17 protein-coding genes are annotated in these 20,962 nt (G+C 47.6%); 5 read left to right on the forward strand and 12 right to left on the reverse strand.

Translation table 11 applies throughout. The features are described from left to right. The first annotated feature begins 48 nt into the window (after window positions 1-48). From G5B00_RS00500 to G5B00_RS00515, 4 genes are all read left to right on the forward strand, one after another. Window positions 49-2,151 carry a ribonucleoside triphosphate reductase gene (locus tag G5B00_RS00500; RefSeq protein WP_163871286.1) on the forward strand — a complete coding sequence of 701 codons (2,103 nt, stop codon included), beginning with the start codon at window positions 49-51 and terminating at the stop codon, window positions 2,149-2,151. Between the two features lie 318 nt (window positions 2,152-2,469). Further along, the gene (gene nrdD / locus G5B00_RS00505) at window positions 2,470-2,646 is read left to right on the forward strand and encodes an anaerobic ribonucleoside-triphosphate reductase (RefSeq protein WP_163871287.1); all 177 of its coding nucleotides are present in this window, start codon (window positions 2,470-2,472) and stop codon (window positions 2,644-2,646) included. Continuing rightward, entirely contained in the window at window positions 2,639-3,316 is a 678-nt protein-coding gene (locus G5B00_RS00510; protein WP_163871288.1) for an anaerobic ribonucleoside-triphosphate reductase activating protein, read from the forward strand. The genes nrdD and G5B00_RS00510 overlap by 8 nt, the downstream gene beginning before the upstream one ends. 188 nt (window positions 3,317-3,504) lie before the next feature. After that, window positions 3,505-3,714, forward strand: a complete 210-nt coding sequence (locus G5B00_RS00515; protein WP_163871289.1) for a hypothetical protein — start codon at window positions 3,505-3,507, stop codon at window positions 3,712-3,714. A gap of 68 nt (window positions 3,715-3,782) precedes the next feature. Here G5B00_RS00515 and purE read toward each other — a convergent pair whose 3' ends face one another. From purE to G5B00_RS00565, 10 genes are all read right to left on the reverse strand, one after another. Further along, entirely contained in the window at window positions 3,783-4,292 is a 510-nt protein-coding gene (gene purE, locus G5B00_RS00520) for a 5-(carboxyamino)imidazole ribonucleotide mutase (RefSeq protein WP_163871290.1), read from the reverse strand. Window positions 4,293-4,494: 202 nt separating this feature from the next. After that, a complete protein-coding gene (locus G5B00_RS00525; RefSeq protein WP_163871291.1) occupies window positions 4,495-5,637 on the reverse strand; it encodes a 5-(carboxyamino)imidazole ribonucleotide synthase in 1,143 nt (380 codons plus the stop codon). A gap of 222 nt (window positions 5,638-5,859) precedes the next feature. Next, entirely contained in the window at window positions 5,860-6,366 is a 507-nt protein-coding gene (locus G5B00_RS00530; protein WP_163871292.1) for an NADH-quinone oxidoreductase subunit B, read from the reverse strand. Continuing rightward, a complete protein-coding gene (locus tag G5B00_RS00535; RefSeq protein ID WP_163871293.1) occupies window positions 6,363-6,959 on the reverse strand; it encodes an NADH-quinone oxidoreductase subunit A in 597 nt (198 codons plus the stop codon). The genes G5B00_RS00530 and G5B00_RS00535 overlap by 4 nt, the downstream gene beginning before the upstream one ends. Window positions 6,960-7,027: 68 nt before the next feature. After that, complete coding sequence (gene ffh / locus G5B00_RS00540) at window positions 7,028-8,371, reverse strand: signal recognition particle protein (protein ID WP_163871294.1); 1,344 nt, start codon at window positions 8,369-8,371, stop codon at window positions 7,028-7,030. 343 nt (window positions 8,372-8,714) lie between these two features. Next, window positions 8,715-10,172: a TlpA family protein disulfide reductase gene (locus tag G5B00_RS00545; protein ID WP_240894337.1), complete on the reverse strand. Its 1,458-nt coding sequence runs from the start codon at window positions 10,170-10,172 to the stop codon at window positions 8,715-8,717. Between the two features lie 60 nt (window positions 10,173-10,232). After that, window positions 10,233-11,654 carry a RagB/SusD family nutrient uptake outer membrane protein gene (locus G5B00_RS00550; protein WP_163871295.1) on the reverse strand — a complete coding sequence of 474 codons (1,422 nt, stop codon included), beginning with the start codon at window positions 11,652-11,654 and terminating at the stop codon, window positions 10,233-10,235. 15 nt (window positions 11,655-11,669) lie between these two features. Next, window positions 11,670-14,924 carry a SusC/RagA family TonB-linked outer membrane protein gene (locus tag G5B00_RS00555; protein WP_240894338.1) on the reverse strand — a complete coding sequence of 1,085 codons (3,255 nt, stop codon included), beginning with the start codon at window positions 14,922-14,924 and terminating at the stop codon, window positions 11,670-11,672. Between the two features lie 171 nt (window positions 14,925-15,095). Then, window positions 15,096-16,115, reverse strand: coding sequence for a FecR family protein (locus tag G5B00_RS00560; RefSeq protein ID WP_163871297.1), 1,020 nt, complete (start codon window positions 16,113-16,115; stop codon window positions 15,096-15,098). Between the two features lie 122 nt (window positions 16,116-16,237). Continuing rightward, window positions 16,238-16,402 carry a hypothetical protein gene (locus tag G5B00_RS00565; RefSeq protein ID WP_205966233.1) on the reverse strand — a complete coding sequence of 55 codons (165 nt, stop codon included), beginning with the start codon at window positions 16,400-16,402 and terminating at the stop codon, window positions 16,238-16,240. A 649-nt stretch (window positions 16,403-17,051) separates the two neighbouring features. On the opposite strand from G5B00_RS00565, the gene G5B00_RS00570 reads away from it, so the two are divergent. After that, window positions 17,052-17,624 carry an RNA polymerase sigma factor gene (locus G5B00_RS00570; RefSeq protein WP_163871299.1) on the forward strand — a complete coding sequence of 191 codons (573 nt, stop codon included), beginning with the start codon at window positions 17,052-17,054 and terminating at the stop codon, window positions 17,622-17,624. A gap of 46 nt (window positions 17,625-17,670) precedes the next feature. On the opposite strand, the gene G5B00_RS00575 is transcribed toward G5B00_RS00570, so the two are convergent. Then, window positions 17,671-18,858 (reverse strand): lipase family protein, encoded by a 1,188-nt coding sequence (locus G5B00_RS00575; RefSeq protein ID WP_163871300.1) that lies wholly within the window; start codon window positions 18,856-18,858, stop codon window positions 17,671-17,673. 134 nt (window positions 18,859-18,992) lie between these two features. Then, window positions 18,993-20,810, reverse strand: coding sequence for a mechanosensitive ion channel family protein (locus tag G5B00_RS00580; protein WP_163871301.1), 1,818 nt, complete (start codon window positions 20,808-20,810; stop codon window positions 18,993-18,995). Window positions 20,811-20,962: the final 152 nt, after the last annotated feature.

A 20,962-nucleotide genomic window follows, 5' to 3' on the forward strand; every position in this document is an offset into this window, starting at 1 on the left:
TTAGAGCCTGTTAGCAAACAACAAATCACCCCTTAATACGACAAAACCATGGAAAAATACGTAATCAAGAGAAATGGAAACTACGAACCGCTGCTGCCCTACAAAATCCAGGACGCCATCGACAAAGGTTTCAAAAGTGTGGCTTACCCCATCGATGACCGTGTGTACGAGAAAGTTTTGCGAGACCTGAGAAACCAAGATACTTGGAGCGTGGAAGAAATCCAAAACGCCATCGAACGCCACCTGTATGAACTGGGTTATTTCGAAGTCATGAGATCCTTCATGCTATATCGGCACACCCGCAAGTTGCAACGTGAACACATCGACGGTTTTAACGATGACACCACCTATGTGGACAGCAGCCAGACCGTCGAAGAATATATACACCAGATCGACTGGCGCATCAATGCCAATGCCAACACCTCCTATTCCAATGCCGGATTGATCAACAATACCGCCGGAAAGATCATTGCCAACTATTGGCTGGACAAGGTGTACAGCAAGGAAGAAGGCTATGCACACCGCAATGGAGACCTCCATATCCACGACTTGGACTGCCTCACGGGATATTGTGCCGGATGGAGCCTCAGGGTACTGCTGGACGAAGGATTCAACGGGGTCCGTGGACGTGTGGAAAGCCGCCCTCCATCACACTTTAGGGAGGCTTTGGGACAGATGGCCAACTTTTTAGGGATCCTTCAAAGTGAATGGGCAGGTGCACAAGCGTTCAGCTCTTTTGATACGTACCTCGCACCTTATGTATTCAAGGACAAACTGGACTACACAGCAGTGCTCAAGGCCGTACGCAGTTTTGTCTACAACCTCAATGTACCGGCCCGGTGGGGACAATCACCTTTTACCAACATCACCCTGGACTGGAACGTGCCACAGGATCTGCAAGAACAGATGCCCACACGAGGAGGACAGCACCTATTCAAAAATCTACAAGACGCCGAACTGCTCCTCGAAGCACAACAACGGGGTGTACAACAGCTCGAAGACCTCTGCTATCGCCATTTCCAACACGAAATGGACATGATCAACAAAGCCTATTATACCGTCATGACGGAAGGCGATGCCAATGGGCAACCGTTTACCTTTCCCATCCCAACGGTCAATATCACCGAGGATTTTGATTGGCAAAGCGAAAATGCACAACTCCTGTTCGAGAATACGGCCAAGATAGGCTCTTCCTATTTCCAAAACTTTATCGGTAGCCAATACATTCTGGATGAAAATGGCCAAAAGGTCGAAAACCCCGACGCCTACAAACCCAATGCTGTACGTAGCATGTGCTGCCGGTTGCAGTTGGACCTACGCGAGCTGCTCAAACGAGGCAACGGCCTATTCGGCAGTGCCGAAATGACCGGAAGCATCGGCGTAGTAACGATCAATATGGCCCGACTGGGCTACCTCTACAAAGGTCGGGAGCAGCAGCTGATCGAGCGTTTGGATCAGTTGCTGTTGCTGGCCAAGTCTACCTTGGAAAAAAAACGAAGATTCATACAGCAGATGTACGACAATGGGCTATTCCCCTATACCAAACGCTACCTGCCCCATTTCCGCAATCACTTCTCGACCATCGGTGTCAATGGCATGAACGAAATGATACGTAATTTTACCGATGATCAGGAGAACATGATCACCGAATGGGGCAAAACCTTCGCTTCCGATATGCTCGATCATATCCGTACGCGGCTCCGTGAATTCCAAGAAGAAACGGGCAATCTCTACAACCTCGAGGCTACACCTGCCGAGGGGACGACCTATCGTTTTGCCAAAGAAGACAAAAAACGGTTTTCGGACATCCTGCAAGCCGGTGAGGATGAAAATATCTATTATACCAACAGTTCGCAGATACCCGTGGACCATACGGACGATCCCTTCGAGGCACTGTTGCTACAGGATCAACTGCAATGTAAGTACACCGGAGGCACTGTTCTGCACCTCTACATGAGCGAGCGTATCAGTACGCCCGATGCCTGCCGGGAATTCGTACGTACCGTCCTCTCCAACTTTAAACTACCGTATATTACCGTCACACCTGTATTCAGCATCTGCCCCGTGCATGGCTACCTCAATGGCGAGCACGAATACTGCCCACAATGCGACGATATCATTGTCTCAAACCACTCAAATATAAATACATGATACAAGAAGAACACGTCATACAGATAGAACGCATGCTACATTACACGATGTGTTTGCACGGGCTTTGTTAAATGCTATCCCTCTCTGGAGAGGGGCGTGGAAGGCAAAGGGCTGGATTGGGAGAGGGAAAATTTTCAAAATTCTGAAAATAAGCCACTTGAGTAACATCCTCCCCCTACCCCCTCAAAGAGGGGGACAACGTTCTACAAAGGCAATTCGAGAACAAAGTTGTAGAACAAACAACAAGAGGACATACACAATGACAAAAAACTTTTTTGTTATGTATTAAGTCAAAAATAAACACTCAAATATAAATACATGATGATTACAAACACCACAGAACGTATGCTGATCTTGCAGCAAAATCAGCAACAACGCAGCAAATGCCTGGTTTACACACGTGTAATGGGCTATCACAGACCGGTCGAAAGCTTTAACATCGGCAAAAAGGGCGAGCATCGCCAACGCACACACTTTAAAGAAAAGTATGCCTAAGCCTATTTATAGCATTACACCGTTCACCATGCTGGACTATCCAAACCATACAGCCTGCATCCTCTGGTTTGCGGGCTGTAATATGCGTTGCGTGTACTGCTATAATCCAGACATTGTGCTGGGCAAAGGAAAGCTTTCTATTGGGGAGGCGACACAGTTTCTCCGATCCCGCCAAAACCTCCTGCAAGGAGTTGTATTCAGCGGCGGGGAATGCACCCTGCACCCCTCACTGGTCTCGTTGGCCCGAGAGGCCAAGGCAATGGGTTATCTGGTCAAGGTCGATACCAACGGAACAAGGCCCAAGATGTTGGAAAAAATGCTATCTGAAAAGCTTATAGATTACATAGCCTTGGATTTCAAGGGTATCGGAAAACAACATGAAGCTATCACGGTATCCAAGACCTTCCACACCTTTGCCAAGACTTTAGCTTTGCTGCAGCATTCAGCCATTCCTTTTGAGATAAGGACCACCTGGCATGAGGCACTCTATTCCAGAGAAGATATCGGACAGATGGTTCAATATCTGGAAGAGCATAGCTATCAAGGGGAATATTTTATCCAATACTTCCGCAATGATGTGCCCACGCTTGAGCAATTGCCTTATCATGCTTCGAGGTTGGATGCCGCCGAATTGTCTACCGCAGATATCCAGGTGAAGATAAGGGGATGAGTTTTAATTTTATTGGTACACGGCCATTCAAGCATCCTACCTGTCGCAAGTTTACCAAAGGGTAACTTGTGACCATTCAAGCACACGCGGCACGCGTGCGCCAGTGTCGGTTAGACGCTTGCGCCTGTAGAGATACAACATTTTGAAAACACGTATCTTATCGGTATTTTTGTTTTAAATCTCTTTTTATGACACAGGTTACCTTACATATCGACAATAAAAAAAAATGGGCCGCTATTAAGACTATCTTAGAAGCTATGGATATCACCTATGACGCACAGGAGTCTGTAAAAGAAATCACAAAGAAGGAACAAGCACTCGTAGAACGTGCGGAAGCCGATGTTACTGAAGGTCGTTTACACCATTTTACATCCCATCGTGAGATACTAGGTCGCTAGTGCATACCATTTCATGATCAAGAAAATCGAATATACCGACACCTATAAAATTAGCTTTCTCATACAAACTAAAACCGCATTCTTTCCACTTCTGCCGCCGTTTCCTCTACCTTCTCACGAAGACCTTCCTTAAAGCGGAGAATATTGTTGGCTATGGTTTCGTCGGTAGTACCGATGATCTGTGCCGCCAGTATACCGGCGTTCTTTGCGGCATTCAAGGCTACGGTCGCCACAGGGATACCATTGGGCATCTGCAAGATAGACAGTACCGAATCCCAACCATCGATCGAATTGGAAGACTTGACGGGCACTCCGATCACGGGCAAGTGGGTAATGGATGCCACCATACCGGGCAAATGCGCCGCCCCCCCGGCCCCGGCGATAATGACTTTCAGACCTCTGGAGGCTGCTTGTTCGGCATAGTCAAACATTCGTTGTGGTGTGCGGTGGGCCGACACGATGGTCACTTCAAAGCCCACACCCAACTCTTTCAATACTTCCACGGCATCCTGCATGACCGGAAGGTCTGATTTGCTTCCCATGATGATGCCGACCTGAATTTTATTTTCTGTATTCATCTTTGTTTTTCTTATGAATGCTCTTCCTCTTTCAAGTTTAGCGGGCTGTCCGTAAGGCAGAACGTGCAACTTGGAAGCATAAAAAAGCAAGTTTATAACTTGCTATGTTCAATATGTATCTGCTAAGTTGAAAACTTAGCTTATAACCTGCCACAAGTTATCCCGATAAATCGGAACTAAACTTGCGACAGCAACTGAGGATTTACGCTATCACCTTCAATATTTCCTGTACTTTGCGGGCATTGGCAATAGCCGTTTCCCGATCATGGTGCACGACGCACACATGCCCCATCTTGCGGAAAGGCTTCGTATATTTCTTGCCGTAAAGGTGTACATATACCCCATCCAATCCCAACACCTCTTCTACACCTTCGTATTTGGCCAGGCCTTCGTATCCATCCTCACCCAATAGGTTGATCATGACGGCATTGGCCCGGGCCTCGGTATTGCCCAATGGCAGATTGAAGATAGCCCGCAGGTGCTGTCCGAACTGGGACGTATAATTGCCTTCGATCGTATGGTGTCCCGAATTGTGCGGACGTGGAGCCAACTCATTGACCAGTATCTCTCCCTCCTTGGTCAAGAACATCTCGACAGCCAATAATCCGACGATCTGCAAGTCATTGGCAATTTTTTTAGCCAATTCTTCCGCCTGCTGCTGGATCTCAAAGCTATAGGTCGAGGGTGAGATCAAGAATTCCACCAGATTGGCCTGTGCATTGAATTCCATTTCGACCATCGGAAAGGTCTTGACTTCTCCCCGATCGTTGCGCGCCACGATCACGGCAATCTCTTTTTCAAAATCCACGATCTCTTCGACCAGGCTAGGTTCTTCAAAGGCTGTCGCTAGGTCTTCCGAAGTACGGATCATTTTCACCCCCTTGCCATCGTATCCGTCCCTACGCAATTTTTGCACATAGGGCAGTCGGAGCGAGGTATTGGCCAGTGCCTCCTTATTCGACATCAGCTGGAATGCCGCAGTAGGGATATCGTTTTGCTTAAAGAACTGCTTCTGCAAGCCTTTGTCCTGGATGAGACGGATCACCCTGGACTGTGGGTATACCAGCACGCCTTCGTCTTCCAATCTTTCCAAGGCATCGACATTGACTTTTTCAATTTCGATGGTGATCATGTCCAGTCCCTTGCCAAAATTGTACACGGTATCGTAGTCGCCCAATGAACCACATTCGAAGTGGTTGCACAGCTTACGACAGGGTGCATTTTTGTCCGGATCCAGGATATGGATATTGACATTGTAATTAATCGCTTCCTGGATCAGCATACGTCCCAATTGACCGCCGCCAAGAATACCTAATTGCAACTCACCATAAAAATCTTTTGCCATAATTATTATTGACCTTTCTTTATCTTTTTAACCACATAGGAACATAGTTTTTTCTATCTCCAGTTTTATATTTAAGGCTCTTTGAGCTTTACAATAGATCAGCATAGTCTACTATGTGAGAAATACATTTCCTTTGCATAACTCCTTGGTCTATTTATAAATATTTTTCTATGTCTCTATGTGGTTTTACTTATCACAAGGTATTAAAAACTACTCTGATTTTTATACCTCCTCTTCCTCAAAATACTTTTGATGGAGGATATGTTCTTTTTCTATTATTTTTTGTAATTCCAAAAAAGCGCCGATCAGTGCTTCAGGTCTCGGTGGACAGCCCTGTACATACACATCGACCGGAATGATCTTGTCCACACCTTTGACGACATGATAACCATGCTGCCAGTATGGCCCTCCGCAATTGGAACAGGAACCCATCGAGATCACGTACCTCGGCTCGGGCATCTGTTCGTACAGTGTCCGTATCCTGTCCGCCATCTTGAAGGTCACCGTACCCGCCACGATCATGACATCGGACTGCCTCGGCGACGGGCGTGGAAAAACCCCAAGCCTATCCAGATCGTATGTCGCCGCCATGGCTCCCATCATCTCGATGGCACAGCAGGCTATACCGAAACTGACGGGCCACATCGACGATAGCCTCGCCCAGTTCAACAGGTCATCGATCTTGGCTATGACCACACCATCCGATTTCAACTGCTGCTCGATACTCATGCGTTTGGACTTTTGAATTTAGGCCGGAACCCTAATTTTGGTTTCGGGGCAGGATCGGCCTGCGATACAGGCTGCGATTCCTCTTCCTCTGCTATACGCTTATAATCCCTTATGGGATAGGTTTTGTTGTTCAACTGTTCGTACACCGAAGCCGGGATCGCTACATCCGTCGTCGGAACGACATGTGTCGTCTTCACCCAGTTCAGGTATCCCTTTTTCCAGACATAGACCAATCCCAATACCAGAATAACGATGAAGATGGCCATTTCAATCAGCGTAAACCATCCCCAACGTGCATCCGCCGCGATAAATTCCTTATTGCCAAATACCGTCGCCCACGGGAATACAAAGATCAGCTCTACGTCAAACAACAGGAAAATAAGGGCGATGACATAAAAACGAGGGTTGAACTGTGTCCAGGATGATCCTGTAGGCTCTTCACCACATTCGTATGTACTTAATTTGATAGGGTTAGGTTTTTTAGGAGACAGCACTTTCGCCAGTAACATGGTCACGCATACCAATAGGACTCCTATTACTCCGATCAAGAGAATGTGTCCATAAGCTGATAACTGCGCGGGATGGTCGTCCATGTTACAAAATTAAGAATTATTTTTTTAATCCGTAGAGACGCAACGCATTGCGTCTCTACAAAAATATTCTAAAAAGGTTTGCCCGGCATTTTGGGCATATTGCGCATCATCTTGGCCGCCATCGCAGGATTGGACATCTGCTTCATGACCTTGCGCATGTCCATAAATTGTTTCAGTAGCTTGTTGACCTCGTTGATATCCGTACCCGAGCCTTTGGCGATACGCATCCTTCTCTTTTGGTCGATGGCATCGGGGTTTTCACGTTCGAAAGGTGTCATCGAATCGATGATGGCCTCGATGGGCTTGAAGGCATCGTCCTCGATCTCCACATCCTTCAAGGCCTTGCCGGCTCCGGGGATCATGCCGACCAAGTCTTTCATATTACCCATCTTTTTGATCTGTTGGATCTGGGATCTGAAGTCGTTGAAATCAAATTTGTTCTTACGAATCTTCCGTTGCAGTTCAGCGGCCTGCTTCTCGTCAAACTGCTGCTGCGCACGCTCGACCAAGGAGACCACGTCACCCATGCCGAGGATACGGGAAGCCATACGGTCGGGATGAAATACATCGAGGGCATCCATTTTCTCGCCCGTACCGATAAATTTGATCGGCTTGTTGACCACCGACTTGATCGATAGCGCCGCACCACCACGGGTATCACCATCCAATTTGGTCAGTACGACTCCGGTAAAGTCCAGTCTATCGTTAAAGGCCTTCGCCGTATTGACCGCATCCTGACCTGTCATTGAGTCGACGACAAATAGGATTTCATGGGGCTGTGTTGCTTCTTTTACAGCCGATATCTCGGTCATCAATGCTTCATCGATTGCCAAGCGTCCGGCGGTATCAATGATGACGACATTGTTGCCGTTACGTTTTCCTTCTTCTACACCTGCTCTGGCAATAGCAATCGGATCGGTAGACTCCCTGTCCACATAGACCGGGACACCGACCTGCTCGCCCAAGATCTGCAACTGATCGATCGCCGCAGGACGGTACACATCGCCCGCCACCAACAAGGGTTTCTTGCCTTTCTTATCTTTTAAGAAATTGGCCAGCTTGCCCGTAAAGGTTGTTTTACCCGCACCGTTGAGCCCCGCGATCAAGATCACCGTTGGATTTTTGGACAAGTCCAATTCGTTTACCTCTCCTCCCATCAATGCCGTCAGTTCATCGTTCATGATCTTGGTCAGCAACTGACCGGGAGATATACTGGTCAATACATTCTGGCCCAACGCTTTTTGCTTGACCTCGTCCGTAAAGGTTTTGGCCGTTTTATAATTCACGTCGGCATCCAACAGGGCCTTGCGAATTTCTTTCATCGTCTCTGCGACGTTGATTTCGGTAATATTTCCTTGTCCTTTTAATACCTTAAAGGCTCTATCCAGCTTGTCCTGAAGATTTGAAAACATGTTTTATTCTTGTCTTTTATTGTCAAACTACAAACTTAGATAAAAATGCTGTTGCATGCAATTATAATCACGCATATATAAAAGCATTTTTATCGTTCTCTCCTCAGCCATTGAAAAATACTTTATAGAGGAAAAATACAAATTTACAGGGAATGTTGGATTTATTATTTATTATGGGTTGTAAAGAAGGTGTCTAAAAAGGATTGTTAAACTGTTTATTTTGTCATACTGAGGCTTACCGAAGTATCTAAACACTTGTAAATCTGTATAGTTTCAGATCCTTCACTTCGTTCAGGATGACAAAAAGGGTAACATTCGCACTTTAGGGACACCTCCTTTACAATTACAACAACTTATCCAGGATCGTCCGTATACGGTCATCCGAAGGTCTGGGCGCATTAGCGTCGACGATTTGGCCTTTGTCGTCCAACAGGACAAAGCGCGGTATCTGCAGAATGTTGAAGGCCTGCGAGATCTGTTTGTTATTGGCGGCATCCAGCCAGACCTGTATACCTTCCAGTTTCTCTTTGCGCACAAAATCTATCCACTTTTGCCGATCCCTTTCCCTATCCATCGATATACTGACAAAGACGATTTTTTTGTCTGCATAGTCATGTTCCAGTTTTTTCAGCGATGGGATCTCCTGTATACAGGGTCCGCACCAGGTGGCCCAAAAATCAATATAGATATACTTGCCTTTCCAATTGTCAAAGGTGAAGGTGTTGCCAGCAGTATCCTGCAAGGCGACCAAAGGAGCCGGATTGCCTTCGAGCATTCCTTCCATAGCCTTGTATTTTTCCTTTACCTTTTTGGCTATATCACGATATGGGGACGAAGCACCAAATTTCTCATATAGTTTTCTCTTGAAATTGGTCCGTAAAGCAAAGGCATAATATTCGTACAAGGGCCTACCGGAAAGTTTTTCTGCCACAAAATCAAAATAATCTTCCTGCGAACCGGATATCCGATACGATTCTTTCAGGAAATAATCCAGAAAATAAAAATAGCCTATACCCTTCTCTTCTTTGGCTTTGTCCACTTTTACATCCGACAGAAAGCCGTAGTAGTCCTGTCCTGCCGTGAAGCTTTCCTTGCGGTAGCTGCTACGCATCGACGGGTATAGTAGCCTCGCCATGACCGCATCCGTATATATAGCCCATTCGCTGACATGCTTCAAGTGCTTGTCCATTTTATGTTCTCTGGCAAACTGTGCCAGGAACTGCGCTCTCTCCACCCTTCTCTCCTCCACATAGGCCTGGTATTGTACGGCATCATAGTTTACATAGCCAAAGTAATTTTTCAGGTGCTTATCCTCATATCGGTTGAAGCGCCAATCCTCCTCATTCAGATAGTAGCTGTCGGCACTGTTTTTTCCGGTGATGTGCAGTGTTTTGGAGATATCTCCGATAGTTGCCTCGACATGTTGCTTAGCCTTTGGCTTGAGGTAGAGATAGATCATATCGCTACGTCTGGTCGTGGTCGTGATCGTTGTATCCCGGCCATCTCCCTTGGTTAGGGTAAACTTCTCCTCAACAGGCATAGGCGTATCTCCCAATATCAAAAAGGCCCTGGCAGGCCCTGAAATTTCGATGTCAAAACGAAATTCTCCGTCTGCTCCCACCTCCACTTCTTGTTTTTGCAAGCCGCTCAATAAGGTATACTCCTGATAGCTCAGCGACACCACACCACCTTTGAAATTAGTAAGCTTTCCCGTGACGGTGGTTTTCCCTTTGGCGGCATAGGTTGTGCCTACAGCGGCCAAAAGCCATAAAAACAACAGCAAAAATTTTCTCTGCATCATAATCAAATCTTTTATAAGAAGACTTCCGGAGTTTTTGAAAACTCCGGAAGTCTCGCAAGCCTATAAATTCGGGTTAGACAATACTGCACTCTCCGGTAGTGGCAAGTAGATGGCACTGGACTGCCAGGTCGGCTTGAGTGCCGGAAGGATATCATCCGCCCGGGTTTTCCCAGCCGATCCGGTGGTACTTGGCCAACGTCGCAGATCGTACCAACGGTGTCCCCATTCTGCAAACAGCTCTACGCGACGTTCCTGTTCGACCGCCTCCCGTACGGCATTGTCATCATTGCCCAAGGATAGTGGTGTCAGTCCCGCGCGTTGGCGTATCTCGTTGAGATCATCCTCTGCATCACTGTACTTTTCCTGGTTGTATCGTGCCTCGGCACGAATCAGGTACTGCTCACCTAGCCGCAGCACCATAGTATATTCCGCTATGGGTGTGACCGCAAAGCGAGCCTTGTATTTATACGGATATTTATGCGTAGTACCTGTCGTTGTCGTGATCTTACCTACCCAATTCTCATGGCGTTCGTCTCCAGGCTCAAAAGCATCGTAAAGATAACCGGGAATCAAACGGAAAAGAACCGTACCCGTCTCCAGATTGGCGGGTATGATCAGGAAGCCTTCCCATGTATTGCGTCCTCCCGCTGTATTGACGGCCTGAATCTGCCAGATAGCCTCATCGCTGTTTCTCAAAAAGACATCGTTCATATCTGCCGTAGGCATCAGCTTGTACAGTGGATTGTTGATGACTTCGGTCGCTTCGATCTCCGCCAGATCCCACTTCTTTGTATAGAGATAGGCACGGGCCAAGAGTGCCGTCGCTGCTCCTTTATTTGGACGAATACGTTCACCTCCTACATTTACCTTTTCTCCGCTTGGGTACGCGTCAAAGAGCTTACTCTTGGCGTCCTTCAGGTCGTCGATGATCGCATCGTACACCTCAGCTTCGGACGAGCGGCCCTTGACATTGTTTTCCGCCACATTGGTACCCAATATCAACGGGACATCCCCAAAATTGTTGACCAAATAGAAGTAGCAGAAAGCCCTTAAGAATTTGGCTTCTCCGATCAGTTGGCTTTTGACCTCCGGTGACAAAGCCGTAGAAGCCTCTAACCCCTCTATACACATATTGGCCTGTGCAATGTATTGATAAGGTTGTGACCAAAGTGTACTCACGTACTGGTTGGACGGCAATACCGCATTATTTTTAAATTCGTCATAAATAGCATATTGAGCTGCATATGCAAACTCATCTGCCTCCATGGCCGGCAGGATCATCGACAGGACATTGGCAAATTGGTAATTCAACTGGTTCATACGTGAGAACACACCTGTCACCGATGCCGTGGCGGCTTTGTCATCTGAAAAGGCCAAATCTGCGGCAACCTCATCCTTGGGCACACCCACATCCAAAAAACTCTCGCAAGCGCCAAGCCCTAGACTCATACAGGCAAGCGCGATATATTTAAAGAATCTCATATCTAATCAATTTTTTTAATACGTAAAACGAATACCCAATGTATAATACCGCAATGGTGGCATGACTCGTCCCCTTGTTTCAGGATCAAAGCCATCGTACTTGGTGAAAGTCAGAAGATTCTGACCTTGCCCATATAGACTGATACGTTGCGTCTTAAGCATAGGCAATAGAGAGGTAAAATCATAGCTCAGCATCACATTTTTCAGCCGGATATAAGAAGCATCTCCCCATAGTGCATCCGAATGGCGGTAATACGTATTGTAAGTACTATACGCCTCATCTGCCGAAGTGGATGCTGACCTCGGAATATCCGTGATCTGATCGGCTTGCTTCCACCGGTCACGGACAGAAACATCAAAGTTGGACATAATCCCCAATGCCGATGATGCCATATAACCGTAGTTGAGCATTTCTCCCTCCTGTTTGACAAACTGAAGCAAGAAGCTAAGGTTAAAATTCTTATACGTCAAACTGTTGTTCAGACCACCAAAAAACTTTGGTAGGCGTGTCCCCATTACGTACATATCATCCAGTTCGGGATTGAGCTCTCCATCGCCGCTCACATCTTCAAACTGTGCGATACCGGTCTGTGAGTCTACGCCGGTAAACTTATAACCGTACACGCTCTCCATGGGATATCCTACCGCATAACCCTCCCTTTCATAGGGCTCAAAAGATTCTAATCCCGGATAAGCGAGCAGCTTGCTGGTAGAAACCGTCAGGTTAGCGGATGTATTCCATTCAAAGTCATTGTTTTTGACATTGATCGATCGCACTTCAAATTCCCATCCCCTGTTCTGAACAATACCGGGTAAGTTGGCGGTATAACCTTCAAAACCTGTCTGAGGCGATAATTTGCGCGTGATAAGCTGGTTGTCTGTCTTATTGAGGTAACGGTTCACATTCAATGTCAGCCTATTGTTCAAGAACCCCAATTCCAATCCGATTTCTAGCTTACGTGTTGTTTCCCAACTGTAGAGCGGATTGGCGACACGTGTCGGATAGAGCCCCGATACACCATCGTATGCATAGGTATTGAAACTCCATGTATCCATAAATCCATAATCACCGATCTGGTCGTTTCCGGTCACACCGTAGCTCCCACGCAATTTACCGAAACTCAGGAAAGATGGGTTATCTCGAAGAAAGCTCTCTTCGGTGAATACCCAGGCTGCACCTACCGAACCAAAATTGCCTACCCGACGATCCGGTCCGAAACGCGAAGAACCGTCCCTTCTGAACGTACCGTTGACGATATATTTATTTTCCCAATTGTAGGTTGCCCTCGCAAAGCCTGCCTGGTATCTGTATTTGCTATAACGCATAGCTTCAGAGCGTACCTCGACCGCCGCATCGATATTATTGAGCTGCGCGTCCAGTGTAAAATCTTCCCCTATGAAATAGTTGCCATCATTCACGCCCTGCTGCCAGGTCATCCCAGCCAACAGGTCCAGTGTACCTTTGCCCAATTGCAGGGTATAATTTGCCTGCGGCTCGATACTATACGAGGCATACGATCCGTTGCCCACATGCGATGTACTGACCGCGCCTGCAGTCGGATTGAAGGAAGCCAACGGAAGCATCCTCAACTGATTGAGCGTCGTATTGTTGTAGCCGATCGTAGCCGATAGATTCAGATTTTGGATCGGGCTGTAACGTACTGTACCACTGGTTAATAAGGTATTATTGCGCGTTTCCTGCTTGCGCAATAACAGCGCGTAGGGGTTTTGTAGATTGCCATACCAATACAGCGATCCGTCGGCATTGTAGATCGGCATATTGGGTGGTAGATCATAATATTGGCTGATGTCTGTCGCCATACCATTGTTGAAGTCTCCTGTATAATTGGCCGTAGCTGCTACAGAGAATTTGCCATCGGCCGAGTTGTGGTTGACGCTCAGCATACCGGAGCCTTTTTTGTAGCCATTATCCCCCGGTTGTACAGTCGTTTCGTTCCGTAGCGTACCGCTCAGCAGAAAATTGGTCGTCTCCGACCCCCCGCCTATGGATACATTCGCTTCGGTTACTTTTGCTGTACCGCCCATCATCTTTTTCTGCCAGTTCTGATCCAGGTTCTGATCCCATTCGAACAGGTCCGGTAGATCCGGGTCAGGGGTAGCACCCGAATTTTGAAAAGCCTCTCTTCTTAGCTCCAGGTATTCGGCCGTAGGCAACATATCAACCATATTGGTGACCTTGCCCCCACCTGTATAGGCATTGAAATTCACACGCGTATTGCCTGCCGTACCTTTCTTGGTGGTGATCAAGATCACGCCATTGGCACCGCGAGAACCATAGATGGCCGTGGCATCGGCATCTTTGAGTACGTCGATGCGCTCGATATCGCTTGGATTGATTCCCGCTATAGGGCTGTGATTGCCATTGTCCCCCGTAAACATAGTGAGCGATTCGGAAAAGAAAGGTACCCCATCGACGATGTACAAAGGTGCACTGCTCGCATCGATAGAGTTTATCCCACGCAACCGCACATTGAAGGATGATCCGGGCAAGCCGTTACTGGAATTGATATCCAGACCGGCGATCTGACCTTGCAATGCTTCCAACACGTTGTTGACCGGCGCACGGGACAATTCTGCGCTCGTGATGCTCGACGTAGAGCCTGTACTGACGCGCTTGCTCGTCGTACCGTATGCGATGACCGTCACCGCATCGAGGTTTCCGAAATCCGAGGCGAGGATGATGTCTTGCATATCCCTTGTATATTCGATCTCCTGTGTCTGGTAGCCTACAGACGAAATGGTCAAGGTCACCGGACCTTCTTCTTTGACCACAAATACCCCTTCCTGATCTGTCGAAGTCACTTTGGAAGTACCTTTTATCCGTACCGTCACACCTGCAATCGGCTTGCCTTCCTCGCTGAGGATACGCCCGCGACGTTGCTGCTGTGCCGTGACCGACAGGGTCTCCGTCTTTGCCGGATGACTTTGGGCTGCACTTCTTTTTTTGATGATCACGGTTTTGCCGACCTGTTGGTATTCGAGGTTTGTATGTTCCAATAGATCGTCCAAGATCATGGCTACATTTGCACTACGATGATCCACACGGGACTGCTTATAGCTGTTGACATCACTGCTCACATAGGTGAACCGGATGTTTGTCTGTTTTTCCAACTGTTTCAAAGCATCCTTTAGGGATATCGTACCTGAAGGCAATGAAGCCTTTATCCCGGCCAGGTTCTGGGCCGTCGAACTGGCTGCTACGACTGTAGCAAACCATGTCAATAATATTGCTAACGAGGATATTTTCATTAATAATCTCCTATTGCACTTGTTTAGGATTAAATGCATAATTTTGAAAATGATTTAGTATAACGTAATCTGTTTATTGAATCCTGAAGTCATCTCGGGGACCAGCCGAGGTGGCTTTCTTTATTTTTATGTGTCTGATTTACTTCATAAGCTGTTTTTTACATTGTTAGGTTAAAAAATTATATAGTTATTTCCTTCTTTCTTGAAATCGGTATCCGTCAATGTCGTCAGGATCTCCAGCACATAGGAGGGATCACTATCTTTCAGTACGGACATCGTGATGACCTTGTCGCCCAGAGACGTATGTTGCAGCTGTATGGAGAGCCTATAAAAACGCTCCAGATCGGCGATGATAGAAGAGATGGATTCGTCCTCATATTCCAAGTACCCTTCTGTCCAACTGCCGGCTATTTTATTTTTCAGCTCCTTGCCTTTGATCGCAGGTATGATGGCAGTCGGTACGAGCGGAACCCGCAATTCCTGGTTCTTGACCAATGTAGCCAGGATTTCGCTCTGCTTGCTTACCATGACCTTGCCACTCTTGACCGTGACCAATATATCCTTCATCCCCGGATACGCTTTGATATTGAACTTGGTGCCCAACACCTTGGTCTGTATATCGCCCGTATGCACGACAAAGGGCCAGTCTTCGGCCCGCTCGACTTCAAAATAGGCTTCGCCTATCAAGGTCACCTCCCGGGGCTGGCCTTTCTTGAATTGCTGCGGATACTCCAGTCTGGAAGAAGAGTTGATCCACACTTTGCTCCCATCATCCAAGATCAGCACTTTGTTTTCGTCCTTCGCCACACTATTGATGATCCGTACATGCTCTTCGGGTTTATGCTCTTTAGACTGCTGTCCGTAGAAAAATCCCAATAGCAACATGGCTACACAAGCAGCCATACCGACATATATTTTTAGCGTACGACCGGATGGTTTTCTGGGTTGATCAGAGGATCGACGGTCACTCTCCGTCGCAAACTCCGAAAAATCCAACAGCTTACCATTATGATCCACATAGGTCAGAGAAGGGTCTTGCCGCTTAAGTTCTTCGTACAGTTCTTTTATCAACACGGCCAGGTCCTCGTCGTACCTGGCGGATTGGATCACCGCAAATAGCTCATCCAGCTCCGGACGGGTCGATCTATTGTAAAAATACTGCCGCAGTAAATAGTTAATTCTTTCTTTCATCTTGTCATCTATACTAAAGACGAAGCTCGAAAGGGGATGTCCTATTGGGGTGGGGGATTTTTTTTTGAAATAATTGAAGGTATAATTTAGGCACTTTCGTTCCGCTCATTGGCCGCGGGGGCCTAGTCCTTGGAAAGCACCCAAGGACCAAGGTGCTGTGTCCATTTCAAGGCATCTTGTCGCTTAATCCCGACGCTCAATAGCCCTGCAACTGCTGCCCTGGGTTTTGTCTCCCTAGCGCCTTTGCCCACCAATCCATCGACAAAACTGAACAGAGCTATGGGCAACCCTTCCCACAATCCTCCCGTTGCAGGGCTATTCTTCCCGATGCTGGTGAAATGGACGGTTCGCTATTCACAATGAAACTGCTTTACTTGCAGGTCAATACGTTTCTTGCACTAAAACGCATAGCCGGCAGTAACTTAGGACGACCTTGATTCATTTGGACAGCAAGCCCGTGGAGATCCCGTCTTGACGGCCTTACATTTTTGCAGTATGCAAGCTATACACAGTCCAGAGCGGAGGTTTGTGTGTTGGAGACCTTGTATGGCGCTTCGGGAATGGAACGTGGCGGCTGGAACAAATTAAGCAAAGTCTTGCTCTTTGCTTACTTTGGAGCAAACCAACCTGAGCGAAGCGAAAGCATGTGTGCCTATGAAAACAAACACGAACACATAACTAAGTCGCCATGCGCCGGCGACAGAGGCGCATTAAAAAATTGTATAATTTATTCCTTCATTTTATATGAACAGCTTCAAATAATCTACTAATATTATAGACTTTAAATTACATTCTTTATATTTGTCATATTTGCATGAAAAACCTGAAAAAAATAATTCCATGGCAAGGAATTTGGAAAAAGGCGTGATAATGCAAAATTATGCGTAGATTTATTTTGTGTTAACAGACCATGACGCGAAGATAAGATAACAAAACATGAAGGCCAAAGGTATTGACATACGTACGAATACGGATTTCCACACTTCGGGCGATAGCCGGACAGCGGAGGAGTCCTTGCGTCTTCTGTTCAACGATATATTTCTTTCGTACGAAAAGTCCCTTTTCAAGCTTGCGCTCCACCTGACAAAAGATAAACACATCGCCCGAGATATCGTGCACGATGTGTTCATGAAATTGTGGGAGATACGGTCTCAGCTTCATGAGATCAAATCCGTCGAATCGTTCCTATTTATCCTCACCCGCAACAAAGTGATGGACCACCTGCGCAAAGTTTCATCGGACACGCGGCTCAAGCAGGCCATCTGGGAATCCATGCAGCAGGTCGTCGTCGAGCAGGACAATAGCCTTGAAGAAAAAGAGTTTCATGCACAGCTCCAACAGGCTATCGACCGATTGCCCCCGCAGCGCAAGACCATCTATCTGATGCGGGACGAGGGCTACAACTACAACGAGATAGCCAACAAGCTTCATATCTCCCGCCACACGGTCAAGAACCAGATCAGTGCGGCCCTGGCTTCGATACGGAGACTGATCAACGGCTTACATTAGCACATCCTTCGCCGTGGTCGTATATGGCCTGGCCCCGTATATACCCTTACTTATATTCTTCCGCCATGGGTACAAAAGCCGGCAATGAACCGTAGTATTGACGCAATAAAAACCTATATGGATCTACCCCGTGATGGAAATATTTTGGAGCATCCTTGAAATAATCTCCATAAGCTGCGTTTGCAGATAATACAATAGGGACACCGGGCCGCACAAAGTAAGTCGTCGGAACAACCTGTGGCAACTTCATTTCCGGAAGCGACCTATGTATAATATCCCCTAGATATCGACCTAAATATTTCTGGTAAGCATCCGAAGATTGTTTTGCTTTCCTTCTCATTTTTTTGAATGCACTTTTCAGCACCAATCTTTTGAAAAGAGGAAGATCGTCAAAACGTTGCATCAGATTGAGAATCGGGTTCGGTTCGTTCATGTCTATATCGACCTGCTGGGTTGTAAAGGGCATTTCGGGGATAGGATCTGCGGTGTTGACTATACTGAAGCTCCATTGGGAGCGATTGGCATTATCGTAGTCGTACGCAAAATACATGTTCCCCATCTTCGGCGGAGCGCTTGCATAGGTTTTTACGTGTATGTCTCTGTATATCCCCTTTTTGCGCAATTGCATCAGCCAGGCGCTGACATAGTACGATATCGCCCCACCCTGCGAATGTCCTCCGATGAGGTAGCCACGATACCCACGTGCATACAGTTCATCTATCAGTGGCCGTAAGTCTTGCGCCAGATACGCAAAGCCTATCAAGAACCCCGCATGCACGGCCGCCCGCGGATCGTCTGCAAGCTGATAGTCGAATGTCTTGTCTTGCCCGAGCGTGATCGTACCCTGGGCAGGCACCATGGCGCAATAAAAATCTTCGAGTATAGAGCCCATATTGGCAGTCGTGCCACGTAGCATGATCACTACCGTCGAATCTTGCCTTATCCAAAGGTCTGCGGAGTTGTCCAGTCCCACACTCGCCGAGCGGTAATGAATGGTATAACCATCGACAAAACCCAAGAATTCATTCGTTCGCACCGTATCCAAGAATGCAAAATTAAGTTTAAAAATATCTTCGCACTCACTGGCGTCAAAGCCAGGCTTCAAGTTGGGCGGCTGTGCATACGTACCTAACGATAATAATGTATAGAGTAGCATACATAGCACCATCGATGCGTACCCATGCAGCCTGCGTTCAAAACTACTTTTCATCGGATAATCTGAGGTCTTCATCATCAAAGTATTAACATTATTTTTAGTGATCAATGGTTTGACGGCTTCACTGGCAAGCGCAATACCAAGGTTTGGATACCGTGTTGCAGTCTGACGACCGTATCCCTCCTCCGCATACGAGAGCTGTGTCGCCTTTTTTATTTTTCGCTGTCATCGGTTTTCGGCATGTCAAGGGCAGAGCCATCGCGCACAGCGCGGAAGTGGGGGGACAGGAGCTCGATGCCCGCTTCGTGGAATACGTCGAGTATATTTTTGTGCAGCTCCGAGTAGATCAGCGCCTGCCGGTGCGGGTTGCGCGTATAGGCATTGACCTGATAGGTCACGTAGAAGTCGTCCAGGCTGGTCTGCAGGATGAAGGGCTCCGGTTGTTTCTCCAGGAACTCCACCCTGTCGCAGGCCTGTCGGGCGAGCTCGTGCACCCGTGCCCACGGTATCTCGTAGGCCATCGTGATATGGGTATAGACGATGAGCGGATTTTCTTCGACATCCATGCTGTAGTTGATCGTATGGCTGTTCATGACCTGCGAATTAGGGATCGAGATCACCTCATTCTTGGTGGTGCGTATACGTGTGACGAGCAGGCTCTTTTCGATGATATCGCCAGTTACCTCACCGATCTTGATACGGTCACCGACCGAAAAAGGCCGCATATAGGTCAGCACCAAACCTGCCACGATATTGCCCAGTGCTCCGGCCGACCCGAAGGTAAAGAGCACGCCGATGAAGACTGATACCCCCTTGAATATAGGCGATTCGGATCCCGGCAGATACGGAAAGATCACGATCAATAAAAAAGCGAACAAAAGGACACGCAGGATCTGATAGGTTGGCATTGCCCATTCGCGGTAGAATCCGGGGATGCTCAGCACACCTTCGTGCAGCTCCGTGGCAAAGAAACGCAGCGCTTTGAGGAGGTACCTGAAGATAAAGCATATCACGACGATGGTGATCAAGTTGGGGAGATAGCCCAAAATGGCCTTGACGACGTCTTTGAGCGGCTTGATGAAGTAGCCTAGCAGGATGGGCGCATACCCCTCGGTACTGGGAAATAGGTTGAGCAGCACCGGAAGCGCCAGATATACCGAAGTCAGGATGAGTATCCACTGTAGCACGTGTAGGATGGTCCAGAAAAACTTGACCTGCTGATTGGGAGAGACGAGTTCATACCCCTTTATTTTGAATCCGGTGAAAATCCTGTTGCGCGAGGCAAGCAGCCGACGTTTGATCCAACCGATCATCTTTCCTATACCAATGATGATGAGCGTGACCGTCAGGATGATGAGGCAGGCAAAGGCGATCCCCGAGGCGAGTCTCTTGAGGCTCGTCTCCTCTCTATACCCGTCGATGCTTTCTTTTATCTTCGTGAAGTAGTCTCGGGCCAGCTGCTCGGTGGAGACATCGGCCCACATCGCTTCGTGCTCGTCCACACTGGCGATCATCTGGTCATTCCAGAATACGACCCAATTGTTTTCCTGATGAGACAGTGTCAGCGAGTCGGGCTCAAATTTGTAGTTTTCGGCCAGTGACCGGATACGGGATTCGATAGATGCCGCCCTTTCTCTAGGGCTATAGCTACCTACGTAGGTGTATATTCGAAACAGTGTATCGCGAAAAGGTGCAACCGGAGTACCACTGTTCAGCGACCGTAGTGAGTCTACAGTTCGCTTGCGCTTGGCGTACAGGATAGAGTCGCGGCTCCTGAGGACATTGATCTCAGCGAGTAGCTTCTGTTTTTCCTGGCGCTCGCTCATCTTGACCGAGAGCAATTGTTCCTCCAGCGCGCGCCGCTGTATAGAGTCCTCCCGCTGCTGCTGCCTGATATCAAACAGGTCTTGGGCTTGAGCCGATATCTTGTCTGCCGTATCTATGCGCGCAGTGGTGTCCCGCCCCTGAGGCAGGCCCTGTACACTGCACAATAACAGTATCGTGACGAATATAGCATGTATGGCGACCATCCTTTGTGCTGTTGTTTCAAGGCTAAACTTAGCTAAATTTGTGTGTATTTGCAATATTGTGATACCACGCGGCAGGACTAATGCCTGCCTATCGCTACAGGCAGGCATCTAAAACTGTTGTTCTGCTGTAAGAGGGTGGAGGGTGGATTGGT

The organism is Parapedobacter sp. SGR-10, from assembly GCF_011030405.1.
GTDB lineage: Bacteria > Bacteroidota > Bacteroidia > Sphingobacteriales > Sphingobacteriaceae > Sphingobacterium.

Bases quoted from the DNA above. Each gene is read 5' to 3' on its own strand.
- G5B00_RS00525 (WP_163871291.1), bottom strand. From the start codon at position 5,637: ATGGCAAAAGATTTTTATGGTGAGTTGCAATTAGGTATTCTTGGCGGC.
- G5B00_RS00560 (WP_163871297.1), bottom strand. From the start codon at position 16,115: ATGAAAGAAAGAATTAACTATTTACTGCGGCAGTATTTTTACAATAGA.
- G5B00_RS00535 (WP_163871293.1), bottom strand. From the start codon at position 6,959: ATGGACGACCATCCCGCGCAGTTATCAGCTTATGGACACATTCTCTTG.
- G5B00_RS00500 (WP_163871286.1), top strand. From the start codon at position 49: ATGGAAAAATACGTAATCAAGAGAAATGGAAACTACGAACCGCTGCTG.
- G5B00_RS00575 (WP_163871300.1), bottom strand. From the start codon at position 18,858: ATGATGAAGACCTCAGATTATCCGATGAAAAGTAGTTTTGAACGCAGG.
- G5B00_RS00580 (WP_163871301.1), bottom strand. From the start codon at position 20,810: ATGGTCGCCATACATGCTATATTCGTCACGATACTGTTATTGTGCAGT.
- nrdD (WP_163871287.1), top strand. From the start codon at position 2,470: ATGATGATTACAAACACCACAGAACGTATGCTGATCTTGCAGCAAAAT.
- ffh (WP_163871294.1), bottom strand. From the start codon at position 8,371: ATGTTTTCAAATCTTCAGGACAAGCTGGATAGAGCCTTTAAGGTATTA.
- purE (WP_163871290.1), bottom strand. From the start codon at position 4,292: ATGAATACAGAAAATAAAATTCAGGTCGGCATCATCATGGGAAGCAAA.
- G5B00_RS00510 (WP_163871288.1), top strand. From the start codon at position 2,639: ATGCCTAAGCCTATTTATAGCATTACACCGTTCACCATGCTGGACTAT.
- G5B00_RS00550 (WP_163871295.1), bottom strand. From the start codon at position 11,654: ATGAGATTCTTTAAATATATCGCGCTTGCCTGTATGAGTCTAGGGCTT.
- G5B00_RS00530 (WP_163871292.1), bottom strand. From the start codon at position 6,366: ATGAGTATCGAGCAGCAGTTGAAATCGGATGGTGTGGTCATAGCCAAG.
- G5B00_RS00555 (WP_240894338.1), bottom strand. From the start codon at position 14,924: ATGAAAATATCCTCGTTAGCAATATTATTGACATGGTTTGCTACAGTC.
- G5B00_RS00570 (WP_163871299.1), top strand. From the start codon at position 17,052: ATGAAGGCCAAAGGTATTGACATACGTACGAATACGGATTTCCACACT.
- G5B00_RS00515 (WP_163871289.1), top strand. From the start codon at position 3,505: ATGACACAGGTTACCTTACATATCGACAATAAAAAAAAATGGGCCGCT.
- G5B00_RS00545 (WP_240894337.1), bottom strand. From the start codon at position 10,172: ATGATGCAGAGAAAATTTTTGCTGTTGTTTTTATGGCTTTTGGCCGCT.